The 11,865-nt window shown below is 53.9% G+C and carries 9 protein-coding genes; 6 read left to right on the plus strand and 3 right to left on the minus strand.

Features of this window, described 5'->3' with window-relative positions:
• Window positions 1-195 precede the first annotated feature (195 nt).
• Both REIFOR_RS11495 and REIFOR_RS11500 read left to right on the plus strand, forming a co-directional pair.
• Window positions 196-1,932, plus strand: a complete 1,737-nt coding sequence (locus tag REIFOR_RS11495) for a SulP family inorganic anion transporter (RefSeq protein ID WP_158524367.1) — start codon at window positions 196-198, stop codon at window positions 1,930-1,932.
• 177 nt (window positions 1,933-2,109) lie between these two features.
• The gene (locus REIFOR_RS11500; RefSeq protein ID WP_100257696.1) at window positions 2,110-4,005 is read left to right on the plus strand and encodes a monovalent cation:proton antiporter-2 (CPA2) family protein; all 1,896 of its coding nucleotides are present in this window, start codon (window positions 2,110-2,112) and stop codon (window positions 4,003-4,005) included.
• Window positions 4,006-4,134: 129 nt separating this feature from the next.
• On the opposite strand, the gene REIFOR_RS11505 is transcribed toward REIFOR_RS11500, so the two are convergent.
• Window positions 4,135-6,309 (minus strand): glutamine synthetase III family protein, encoded by a 2,175-nt coding sequence (locus tag REIFOR_RS11505; protein WP_100257697.1) that lies wholly within the window; start codon window positions 6,307-6,309, stop codon window positions 4,135-4,137.
• A gap of 1,123 nt (window positions 6,310-7,432) precedes the next feature.
• Between REIFOR_RS11505 and REIFOR_RS11510 the strand changes: the two genes are divergently transcribed.
• Window positions 7,433-7,906 carry a toxin-activating lysine-acyltransferase gene (locus tag REIFOR_RS11510; protein WP_100257698.1) on the plus strand — a complete coding sequence of 158 codons (474 nt, stop codon included), beginning with the start codon at window positions 7,433-7,435 and terminating at the stop codon, window positions 7,904-7,906.
• Window positions 7,906-8,382, plus strand: coding sequence for a toxin-activating lysine-acyltransferase (locus REIFOR_RS11515; protein WP_158524368.1), 477 nt, complete (start codon window positions 7,906-7,908; stop codon window positions 8,380-8,382). The genes REIFOR_RS11510 and REIFOR_RS11515 overlap by 1 nt, the downstream gene beginning before the upstream one ends.
• Window positions 8,383-8,427: 45 nt before the next feature.
• Here REIFOR_RS11515 and REIFOR_RS11520 read toward each other — a convergent pair whose 3' ends face one another.
• Complete coding sequence (locus REIFOR_RS11520) at window positions 8,428-8,961, minus strand: hydrolase (RefSeq protein ID WP_100257700.1); 534 nt, start codon at window positions 8,959-8,961, stop codon at window positions 8,428-8,430.
• A 323-nt stretch (window positions 8,962-9,284) separates the two neighbouring features.
• Between REIFOR_RS11520 and REIFOR_RS11525 the strand changes: the two genes are divergently transcribed.
• The gene (locus tag REIFOR_RS11525; RefSeq protein WP_100257701.1) at window positions 9,285-9,689 is read left to right on the plus strand and encodes a GFA family protein; all 405 of its coding nucleotides are present in this window, start codon (window positions 9,285-9,287) and stop codon (window positions 9,687-9,689) included.
• A 3-nt stretch (window positions 9,690-9,692) separates the two neighbouring features.
• Here the strand turns inward: REIFOR_RS11525 and REIFOR_RS11530 are convergent, their stop codons facing one another.
• On the minus strand, window positions 9,693-10,313 hold the full coding sequence (locus tag REIFOR_RS11530) for a tRNA-uridine aminocarboxypropyltransferase (protein WP_158524369.1): 621 nt from the start codon (window positions 10,311-10,313) through the stop codon (window positions 9,693-9,695).
• A 171-nt stretch (window positions 10,314-10,484) separates the two neighbouring features.
• Here REIFOR_RS11530 and REIFOR_RS11535 point away from each other — a divergent pair, with 171 nt between their 5' ends.
• Entirely contained in the window at window positions 10,485-11,666 is a 1,182-nt protein-coding gene (locus tag REIFOR_RS11535) for a hypothetical protein (protein ID WP_100257703.1), read from the plus strand.
• The last annotated feature ends 199 nt before the right edge of the window (window positions 11,667-11,865 follow it).

Genomic DNA, 11,865 nt, shown 5'->3' on the forward strand with positions numbered 1-11,865 from the left:
AAAATTAGAATTATCTAATTTAGAATAACAAACACCCTAGCCAGGAGCCGTGCTATTCAGTAAACTGCTACTGTATTTTTGTTCTATGGTTAGTCTACTTTAGAATATAGGGAGATAGGGCGTGCCAAGTCGGTCGTTACCATAGATCCGACACCCGTTTCGACAACAGCATAGGTTTAAACCATGAGGCTCAATGTGAAAGCACTCGAAAAAATCCAAGGCAACGATCTGATGCAGGGCGTCCTGACATTGGTGTTCACCAGCCGCTATGGCAAAACCCTGCTGCTGCGCGACTTCAATGCCGCCATTATCGTTACCCTAATGTTGATCCCGCAAAGCCTAGCCTATGCGCTGGTTGCCGGTCTGCCGCCCGAAGCCGGACTCTATGCCTCAATCTTACCGCTGATCGCCTATGCCTTATTCGGCACCAGTGCTGCATTGGCAGTAGGGCCGGTTGCCATTGTCAGCCTGCTCACCGCCAATACGCTGATGCCCATGGCCACACTGGGCTCTCCCGAATACGTTCAATTGGCCCTGCTCTTGGCCATGCTGGTGGGATTTTTCTATCTGATAATGGGGGTGTTTCGCCTCGGCTTTATTACCCAGCTGCTGAGCTACCCGGTGATGAAGGGCTTTATTACCGCCTCCTCGTTGTTGATTATCGTCGGTCAGATTAAACCGCTTACGGGTATTTCCATGGTCCGGGGCAATCTATTCGAGCGGCTGCATTCACTCGACTTCACAACGCTGCACGGTTTGTCGGCCCTGATGGGTGGCCTGGCCCTGGTGATCCTGTTTTGGGTGCGCAGTCAGGGCGGTGCCGCCCTCTTTCAAACTTTATTTGGTGCCTATTCGGCGACCCTGCGTCGCCTCTTGCCCATGCTGTTGATTCTTATCGCGGCCCTGGTTACCGCTGGCTTCGGCCTGCAAGATCAGGGCATGGCCACCGTCGGCAAATTACCCCAGGGGCTGCCATCGCTGTCGTTGCCGAGCTTCGATTGGTCGTTGATCGCGCAACTGGCGCTGCCAGCCTTTATTATCACCATGATTGGTATGGCCGAATCCATCGCCGTGGCTCAGACCCTAGGCGCCGTAAAACGCCAGCGAGTTAACCCCAACCGCGAACTGCTCGGTTTGGGCGCGGCCAATATTGCCGCCGGCTTCAGTGGCGGCTTTCCGGTCACCGGGGGCATGGCCCGCTCGGTCGTCAATGCCGATGCCGGTGCTGAAACCCCGCTGGCCGGCGCGATGACCGCGGTCCTATTGAGCCTGGGCATTCTGTTCTTAACCCCCTGGTTGTCCTATATTCCGATTCCGGTTCTGGCGGCGACCATTATTGTTGCGGTGAGTCAGTTATTGGAATTCCCCTCGATGCTCAAGTTGTTGGGCATGAACCGCATCGATGGTCTGATCAGCTGGCTCACTGCCGCGTTGGTTTTGTTTTGGGAAGTCGAGGCCGGTCTATTGGTCGGGGTCGCGGCATCCATTGTCTGGCTGCTGGCCAACCATCGCCAACCCTATCTCGCCGAGTTGGGCCTGATCCCCGATACCGAACGCTTCAAGAACATCAACCACGCGCAAACCCAGACCCTGGAGCATTGTTTGTTTGTGCGCATCGATGAAAGCATTACCTTTATCAATGCCAGTGTTCTGGAGCAGTCGCTACTGGCGAAGGTGGCCGATCACAAAGGCTTGAGCAACCTTATTATCGTCGCCTCCGGCATCCATAATATAGACGCCACCGGCGCCCATATGTTGACCCGGTTTAGCCAAGAGATGGCGACGGCGGGCCTAAATCTCTATCTGACCGATGTGAAGGTGCCGCTGGCTAAACAGTTTGCCAATTTCAAACTCTTTGCCGATAACCCAGACGGCATTGGCTACTCCAGCATCGATCTGTATCGCAAATTGGCCGCGGAACAGCAGGACTAATCCACGTCCAGGGATCCGTTACTACCCAGCTAGGGTAGTAATTTGATTCCTGGGATCCACTACCTGAGCCGGCACTGCGCTCAATGCGTTAGCCCCCGAGTTCACACCTTACCGTCCGATCACCTTTTCCCGCTATACTCCAGCCTATCGTCACTGCGCTAATGGAAAACCCCTAACATGACCGATGTGCTCCTGTTGACCTTTGTATTTTTAATAGCCGGTGTCGTCGCGGTGCCTATTGCCACTCGGCTGGGGTTGGGCTCAGTGTTGGGCTATCTGATCGCCGGCATCGCCATCAGCCCCCTGTTGTCTTGGCTGCATGTCGATCTAGTGTCGATCCAGCACTTTGCCGAATTTGGTGTAGTGATGATGCTGTTCCTGGTCGGCCTGGAACTGGAACCCAAGCTGCTCTGGCAGATGCGCCACAAGTTACTCGGCCTCGGCGGCTTACAGGTGACTGGCACCACCCTGGCGGTGATGTCGATCGCAATGCTGCTTGGACAGCCGTGGAGCGTTGCCTTGGCCATCGGTCTTGTCCTTGCCTTGTCGTCAACGGCGATTGTGCTGCAAACACTGAACGAGAAGAACCTGATTAAAAGCGACGGTGGTCAGGCCAGCTTCGCCGTTCTGTTGTTTCAAGATATAGCCGTTATCCCGATGCTCGCATTAATCCCATTACTGGCTTTATCCGAGCTGGTCGCCCCCGGCGCATCGGCGCAAGATCTTTCAGCAGGCGAGCATGCCACATCGCTCAGCCTAGTAGCCGGCCTAAGTGGCTGGCAAAGAGCCTTGGTGACCGTTGCAGCCATCGCCTTTGTGCTCTTTGTCGGCAGCTACCTGACGCGGCCATTGTTTCGTTTTATTGCCAGCGCGCGCTTACCCGAACTCTTTACCGCGACCGCCCTATTGATGGTGATCGGCATCGCCCTATTGATGACACTGGTCGGTCTCTCCCCCGCCCTAGGTACTTTTTTAGCCGGGGTGGTGCTGGCTAACAGCGAATACCGCCATGAACTGGAATCGGATATAGCACCATTCAAGGGCCTGTTGCTCGGACTGTTTTTTATCACCATCGGGGCCAACATCAACCTAGATCTGCTGTTCGATAACGCCACGAACGTGCTCGCCCTGACCCTTGGCTTGGTGGCGCTCAAGGCCGGCATATTGTTGGTCTTAGGCTGGGTCTTTAAGGTGCGCGGCGCCGATCGCTGGTTGATGGCGCTGTCACTGGCGCAGGCCGGCGAATTCGGTTTTGTACTCCTTTCCTTTACTGTGGCCAGTTCGGTCATTCCAGCGGCAATCGCCGACCTGCTGATGCTGGTTGTCGCCCTATCGATGATGATTACCCCGCTGCTGTTTATCGTGTTTGATCGCGTGATCGAACCGCGCTTTGCCAACGGCCAAGAAAGAGAGATGGATGAGATAAGCGAACAACATGACATCATTATCATCGGCCACGGCCGGGTCGGTGGCATCGTCAACCGCATGATGGGTGCGGCCGGCTACAAGACCACGGTTATCGATTACAGCTCCGGTCAGTTGGAGATGTTGCGCACCATCGGTTTACGCGTCTTTTTTGGCGACGGCAGCCGGTCCGACCTGTTGCATTCGGCCGGTATCGAAAAGGCCGCGCTGCTGGTTGTGGCCATCGATGGTAAAGAGCAAATTACCGAACTGGTCGGGCACGTGATCAAGGCATACCCCAACCTGCATGTCTTGGCCCGGGCCGTCGATCGTAATCATGTTTATGATCTTTGGGCTGTGGGTTGTCGCGATATAGTCCGAGAAACCTATGACAGTTCAATCCGCATGGGTCGTTCGGCCTTTCAAGCATTGGGCATCAAACCGGAGCGGGCGGCGCTGATGGCGGATCAATTTGATCGCCGCGACCGACAAGCGATGATCGATTCCGCGCAGCTGTATCGCAAGGATGTTCCGCTCAGCCAGAACGCGCCCTTTCTTGCCAAGATCAAGGAGCTGTTGGCCGAGGCGGAGAACGACTTACTCTGCCATCGCGACAGCAATCCGGCCGACCGGCCAAGCCCCTCTGCGGCTCAAGAACCCAAGCCATAACCCGCTCAGACCAAGAGGGCACAAACCTCAGCCATAAAAAAAGCAGCCTTTAAGGCTGCTTCGATTGCACTGCACAGGTTCAGGCGCGGCTAAGTTAAAGCCTTAGCCGGTTGAATCCTGGGTGACCGACTATTTGATAAAGAGCATTTCGCGGTATTTCGCCAAAGGCCACAGGTCATCGGAGACAATCATTTCCAAAGCATCGGCATGGCTGCGGACCGTTTCCATCAACACCAGTACGGTGGTGCACAAGAACGTCATATGGGCATGGGCGTCGGCAAAGTCATGCTCGCCTAAAGCTGTTTGCAGTTGAGTCACCGCAGCCATCATGGCGTTGGTTTCGGCGCTAACGGTTTTGGCGACCGAGTTATCGAGTTCGACACCCATGGCCGATAGGCCTGCGGCAGTCTGGCCGAGCGTCGACAGATAGCTGATCGCGGCAGGATAAATGCTGGTAGTGGCTATCTCGGCCACCAATTTCGCTTCAACCTCAACCGTCAAGACGTACTGCTCGGCGTAGACTTCATAGCGGCTGGCCAATTCAACCGGCGTTAATACCCCAGTCTTATCGAACAGATCGATCACGTCCGGTGCCAAGAAGGCTTGTAGAGCATCCGGTGTGGTTGGAATATTTTTCAGGCCGCGTTCTTCAACCGCCATCTTATGCCAATCTGACGAATAGCCGTCACCACCAAAGATCACATTGCCATGATCGTTGAGCAATGCTTTCAAAACATTGGTGACTGCAGCAGTCTGTTCGACACCGGCCTTCAATTCAGTTTCCAAGGCTGCCGCAATCCATTCCAGCGAGTCAGCCAGGATGGTATTCATCGCCACTAGCGGGCCCGACACAGACTGTGACGAACCAACAGCGCGGAACTCAAATCGGTTACCAGTAAAGGCGAACGGTGAAGTACGGTTACGATCGCCGGGATCGCGTTTGAATTTCAGTATCTGAGACAGACCTGAATCCATAAAGCCGCCATCGGAGACTGCATCGAGCTTACCATCTTTAATATCGCTGAAGACCTGCTCCAACTGATCACCCAAATAGACCGACAGAATGGCCGGTGGTGCCTCGTTAGCACCCAAGCGATGGTCGTTAGAAGCGGTTGCAATAACGGCCCGTAACAGCGGTCCATGTTTATGAACGCCGCGGATGACCGCGCCGCAGAACAGCAGGAAGTTGAGGTTTTGATGCGGCGTATTGCCCGGATCCAACAGATTACCCTGGGTGGAGTTGCCCACAGACCAGTTAACATGCTTGCCCGAACCGTTTAAGCCTGCGAACGGCTTTTCATGCAACAAACACAAGAAACCATGTTCCTTGGCAGTCTGCTTCATCACGGTCATCAGCAATTGCTGATGGTCAGCGGCGACGTTCGCAGCTTCATAGTAAGGCGCAATTTCAAACTGGCCAGGCGCCACTTCGTTGTGGTGCGTTTTAGCCGGTATACCGAGCTTGTAGAGTTTGTTCTCGAAGTCTTGCATAAAGACTTGTACACGTGCCGGAATGGCACCGAAATAATGATCATCAAACTGCTGGCCTTTGGCCGGCGCGGCGCCAAACAGGGTGCGTCCGGCTAACAGCAGATCGGGACGGCTATTGGCAAAGTTAGCATCAACTAGGAAGTATTCTTGCTCGGCACCACAGCTTGAATTCAGCGGCGCGATCTCAGCCTCGCCCATTAGCGCCAACACCTTGTGTGCTGCGGTGTTCATCGCGGCGTTGGAGCGCAACAGAGGAATCTTCTTGTCTAGTGCTTCACCGGTCCAAGACATAAAGATGCTCGGTATCATCAGTGTCGAACCGTTATCGGTGTTCATAATATAAGCTGGGCTAGTTGGATCCCAGGCGGTATAACCACGTGCCGCGTTGGTCATCCGCAAACTGCCGTTCGGGAACGAGGAACCGTCGGGCTCACCCTTAATTAACAGGCTGCCGGTAAACTCATTGATGGCGTGGCCATCTGGGTTGGTAACAATAAAACCATCGTGCTTTTCAGCCGTTGCATTGGTCATCGGATAAAAAATGTGCGAGAAAAACTTGGCGCCCTTGGCCATGGCCCAATCTTTCATCGCTGACGCCACTATATCGGCCGTCGCGTTATCCAACGTCGCTCCAGTCTTGACTGTCTTCTTAATAGCCTTGAAGGCATTTTTAGACAGCGCTTCTTCCATTGACGCCAGGTTAAATACATCGCTGGCCCAGATGTCTTTCATCGACTCAGGCATCGATACCGACAGCGGTGCACGGTTGGTGATATGGGATATAGCGTCTAAACGGGATTGATTGCCAGCCATCTAAAAAAGTCCTCAAAATAATTAGCGAAATTAGTTCTCTTTTTGACCATGAGCAGTAAACAAGCACTCTAAGAGTCTCTGTCACCACCGCGGCGCCAGCCAACGAGGGCTGTCAGATCGCAGGGTCAAGAAGAGCTAGCATCAATAAAGCAAAAATCAAACCAACAGGCGAAAAACCGCGCTGCTGCGCATGGCAAGGCCCTATGGCGGGGCTCGACAGCGGCTTCGTATCTCGATGTAATCGTCGCTGGCTAGAATTGCACCAATTTAATGCACCCGGGCATATTTTGCGCATCATTGTAGTGCGTCTAGGCTCTGCTGCCCCGTCTTAGACTGCTTTGGAGTCAGGTATGAGTGTCCAAATCAGCTAGTTCGATCGAAATTAGTCTTGCTAAGCAGCTGTTTGTCCTAGAAAAAAGTGCGCAGAGACCGTTATCCGGGCTTCCAGGCCAGATTAGGATTGAGTTTGCAGATTTCACTCGGACGCACCAATACGGCATGGACTTACTCGATCGAGCTAAAAAAGCACCAAGATAGTGCCTAAGGCCAATAATGAGGGACACTCGGCTCGGCTGGAGCAAAACCCGGCGTCAGCAGCCTTATAGCCGTCCTACTCGCCAGTGCCAGGGCTTGACTGTAACCGCTGATAAGATCGGTGACCGATCAATACTGAGTGTCCACCTGCACGTTTAATACAGCTGGGCCAAGAATCAGCCTCACTTGTCGCTCTCGGTTGCGAACAATACTCTTCCAATCGGTTGGCAGCAGACCCTATGGTCTATAACTTGCGTTGAAGCTCCGTGTTTGAAAAGCCAGCGGCCCCGCCCCCTGGCCTAGCGCGGTTACAAAATCTAAAACAGCGATTGGGCCTGGCCTTTATCGGGTGATATGAAAAAGCCTCCAGCAAAAAAAATCGATAACAAAAAAAATCAATCAGCGATCTAAAAAATTTCATTTATTTATTTTTTTATTTTTATCTTTATTTTTATTTGCTTTATCACATTAGTTATTCTTACTATGGGATTGTCTGGCGGCGACTGCCGATTAATTTTATCCAGACAGGTTAACCGGTGAAAAAGGATTGGGCGCCAGCCCGCAGTCACTGACATAAAAAGGAGTCCGTATGAACCACGATATCGAAAGCCCTCTGGCAGTTTGCTCAGAAATTGATGCCACTCGACTTACCGATTCTGCGCGTCTGGGCATGGTCACGGACCTGGCATTGCATCAGGATGAGCTGTCGGAAATCTCCATTCCACAGTTGGTCAATAGGGTCTGCGCGGCTGCACGTATTCATCAGACACGCTTCTTCTTCGATTTTAAAAATAGACCCTATGCTTATGTTAGCTGGGCACATTTTAATGAACAGCAACATCGTCAACTATTGGCGCACAACTCTGGCGAGCTGGAACAACCCGAACGGTTTTTTATCCCGCGGGACGCGCCCTATCTGTGGTTTTACGATCTTATTTGCCCCTTTTCGAGCCCCTTGCAGATTTTCAAGACGCTTAAAGAGTCAATGCCCACCTTTGCAATGGCCCACCTGCTGCAACGCTCGGAACTCGACGAGCACAAACGCATCAGGAGGATATGGTAATGACGCATCTTAACCGCGCGTCTACGTTACGGTACGCGCCTGAGTACCATGAGAATTTAGGTAGCGTAATGTGTTTGCTGAACCAGAGCAGCTTCCATAAGGGCTATCGATTGTGGAATTTATCGATCGATATAGTGCCGGCCCTACGACGCGGTCAGCTGAAGCTGTATTTCGACAGTCAACATCAGCCAACCGGCTTTGTGATCTGGGAATGGGTCAACAGCCGCACTATTCAGCATTTAGTAAATGTGGAGACCACCCCTTATTTGGAGTACTGCCCACGTCGAGACTATCTGTTGATAACCGAGTTTATGGCGACGGCGGATAACGCCAAGGCCATGATTGCGGATATTAAGAGCGCATTATTTCCACGCGAGCACATATTCTGCCTGAGTCGCTCTGCGGATGGCTCCATCCGCAAGGTGCACCAATGGCAAGGCGACCAGTTGCGGGCCGACACTAAGGCCTTAATCTAGCCTATCTAGGGAGGGTGGACTCCTCGCATTACCCCCGCTTGGAGCCTACCCGCCATGACTCGTGGCAACAGGACCGACTTCGGCCACCGCTACCACGGGGTTCTTGCCGTAGTACTTGGCACATGTTGGGCAGGTGGTGTAGAAAAAGTAGTGCTTGAGCACCTGCTTACCACGGCTGCGCACCAGAGATGTCATGTGCCGAGCCCAGTTCGGGGCGTCGCTGTAGGGGCCCTCAAAGACCTTGGTCAGATAGTCACCACTGAGCTGGAGCATTTTTTGCCCGGGCACATCCCGATTCACGGCAAAATAGTGTTCTGCGGCCCAGGCCGACGGGTCATGTGATAGCACGATAAACTGCTCTGCCTCTTGGGCGTCGGCCTTATCGATCGCGGCTAGGGTCTTCTTGAAAACACTGTGCATATTGAGGGGCACATGACAGAGACTGCGGGTCTTGGCCATAACGAAGCGCTTTGCGCTAAAGTGGAGTTCTTGTTCATCCCAACCCTGACTGTTGAAGCGAGGACAGCAGTGCGTGGGATTGTCGGATACATCGTAGCGGGGTAGTCGATTGGTTTCCATAATCACCCTCCTTTGCGGTAACTCACGGAATTGAGACGGTTGTTAGAAAGGCATGATCGAAAAGGTCTAAATAACCAGGCCAACCTAGAGCCAATCAATTCATAAGTGTGTTTCGCCCTTGTTTTTTCAAGTTTTTTTTAAGTATTTTTTCACCGTTTCTTACACCGCAGATCGACAATTCTTTATGGTGATTGGACCAGACAGCGCTTAGAATGCAATAACACCCCAATCGACGTGATTGGCCACCAATGCGTAACGGCCCCCTCGCTACCGCCAAGGCCGGAGCGCAATCAAGGGCGGCGCGCGCTACTGAGGATATAATCATGAAAGGCAGTTGTTTGTGCGGCAGCGTAACATATGAGATCGATCCTCCACTTGCCCTGTTCCAATATTGTCACTGCAGCCGTTGTCGGAAAGTCAGTGGTAGTGCTCATGCGGCGAGTTTGTTTGTCGCCCCGAGTCAGTTTCGCTGGCTTACTGGCGAAGCCGATGTGGCCCGCTTCGAACCGACTGGCGCCAAATACTATGCCTCCTGTTTCTGCACGACCTGCGGCTCCTCCCTACCCTGGTTGGTACAGGGCGGTCGTAACGTGGTGGTCCCGGCGGGCACCCTCGATGACGATCCCGAGCTGCGCCCGCGCGGCCATATTTATTGGGACTCCAAGGCGCCCTGGTACCATGAGGTCGACGCTCTGGAGCATTGGGAGCAGTTACCGCCGCGGCGTTAAGGCTTAATCTGCTGGCGCATCAAGCCCGGTAGCGGCCGGCGCGCGCCGGACATCCCGGACTTGAAAGTGACCCTGCATAGCATGAAAGGCTCGGAACAGCGGTTGGGTGTCGAGCTCAGGCTCAAGCGCCGCCAAACTGTAGGCTAGTGCTTCCAGCGTGGACAGGTAGTGGCTTTTAGGGCTTTTGCGGATGCGGTAATTGGATTCCAGATGACTGAGGTTGGCCTTGGGCAGCTTGTCCAACCAGGGGTTTAGCTGCCACATCTTATAGGCCTTTTTCCAGGTCGCATCGAGCAGCAGTAAGCGCACACCAACCTGAGGCTGGACGGCCGCAATCAGCTCGCCGAATGGCTGCGCAAGATCACTCGGGTACAGCACCCACACCACTCGCGTCTCAGCGGCCAATTCAGCTTGTAGAGCCGCGAAATCGGCCGGATCTTGGCCAATCCAAATTTGAGTCTGAGGCACGCACAGTTTGCAGATCCGCGCCGTGTTCTTAGCCACGCGCGTTTCCGCTGGGTGCTGCAGTATGTCGATTGCGGTGGCGCAGCGCATCGTGGTGACCTGGGCACAGAGACAGGTGGCCTGGGGATAGTGACAACGGCTGCAGATCGGTCTGGCCAAAAGGTGGGCACCACGGCTAAAACCGCATCGTAGCAGAGTTTCTCCCTAGGATGCACTGGCCTGGACTCGACGGATCCGCTTTATCGTCGCTCCTGCATGCGCTAAACTGACCGTCGGATTTTAGTTTGCCCCGACTACCCTCAGCCCTCGGCGCACCTTAGGAGGTTAACTTTGAGCTTGTATAGTGCCAGCCTTAAACAGTCCTTGCGTGCGCTGCGTCAAGCCGCTGTGCTGGCATCTGCGTGGCTGGCCTTTTCCCTCGCCAGCGCAGAGCCATTGCCAAGCCCACCGTGGTTGACCGTTATTCGTGACACACCCTACGTCTTTAGCGCCGGCCTCTATAATAATCTCTCGACCATTCGCCGCTGGGTGTTGCTCGAGCAGAGTTACTGTGAGGTACCGCAGCGCCATATACTGTTCGATCAACGGGGCAATTTCTTAACCTGGTTCGACAACGCGGCCACGGTCGATTTGAATCAGGACCTGCTCAACACCCTGCGCGCGCAACTGTTCGATGAACAGCGCGTGCATCGTTGGATCGGCGGCAGCCGGCTGGACATTGGTTACCCCTTCGCCCTGGGCTGCGACCAGCCGCATGTCGATCTGGCCAGTGCGCTCGGGCGACTGCTTGGCACCAACCGCAAAGACCGCGTCTGGGGCACCTGGGATAATATGGTCGCCGGCTCAGAGCAACAACCAATCCCCTTGGTCGACCTGGTTCAGCAAGTGTTCGAAGACAAGGCTAAACGTCAGGACTATGTCGCCTCAAAGGCGGTGCTCACGGCGCTGCTGGGGCAAATCATTATTGAAAGTGGCGCCCAAAAACGCAGTTTCTCCAATGCGCAGGCCGTCGGTCTAATGCAATTGCGCCCGGAGGTCTTGGCCGATTGTGAAATTGCGCCGCGCTTTCATCTGCACCGTATGGCCCAGGTCGACTGTGTGGTTCGGCTCTATCAACAAAATGACCGCAACCTGCGACCCGCCTTTGATGCCCGCTTCGGCACCCTGCCGGCTAACAAACGCGAGCGGCTCTACTCGCTGTTGCTGGTCCAGGCCTATCACAGCGGCATCGGGCGAATGCTCCAGCTATTGGGCGACGATCGGGTCGGCCAGGCCAGCCGTGCCATGGCCGCCAGTGCCGAGCGTTACTCGGCAGAAGATTTGGCCGTCGGGATGATCTTTCACAATATGGGCCGGATCGACCTGGGCTTGGCGTCACTCTACTATCTAATAGATGTGACCATTGCCAGCGACTTGGTGTGTGCCGCCCGGCCCGCTGTGTGCCCCTCATCCGCCCCAAGGCCAAGCGTCAATGATGGCTTGCTGAACTTGCCGGTCCAGCCAAGGGATTAATAGTTGCGAACTTAGACACCAAATACCGTTTTTGTTAGATCCATTTATTAATTTCCTGCCTGTAAATCGCCTCCGAAATTCTATAGTAATCAACGCCTCCCTTGCTGGGCGGGGTGTTACGACTATATTTGATGCAATTTTATTAGAAAAATTTAATTTATATTCTTATTACTTATACTCCAAGCCTTTCTTATGAATA

It is taken from the genome of Reinekea forsetii, assembly GCF_002795845.1.
GTDB lineage: Bacteria > Pseudomonadota > Gammaproteobacteria > Pseudomonadales > Natronospirillaceae > Reinekea > Reinekea forsetii.

Bases quoted from the DNA above. Each gene is read 5' to 3' on its own strand.
- REIFOR_RS11500 (WP_100257696.1), top strand. From the start codon at position 2,110: ATGACCGATGTGCTCCTGTTGACCTTTGTATTTTTAATAGCCGGTGTC.
- REIFOR_RS11515 (WP_158524368.1), top strand. From the start codon at position 7,906: ATGACGCATCTTAACCGCGCGTCTACGTTACGGTACGCGCCTGAGTAC.
- REIFOR_RS11510 (WP_100257698.1), top strand. From the start codon at position 7,433: ATGAACCACGATATCGAAAGCCCTCTGGCAGTTTGCTCAGAAATTGAT.
- REIFOR_RS11525 (WP_100257701.1), top strand. From the start codon at position 9,285: ATGAAAGGCAGTTGTTTGTGCGGCAGCGTAACATATGAGATCGATCCT.
- REIFOR_RS11520 (WP_100257700.1), bottom strand. From the start codon at position 8,961: ATGGAAACCAATCGACTACCCCGCTACGATGTATCCGACAATCCCACG.
- REIFOR_RS11505 (WP_100257697.1), bottom strand. From the start codon at position 6,309: ATGGCTGGCAATCAATCCCGTTTAGACGCTATATCCCATATCACCAAC.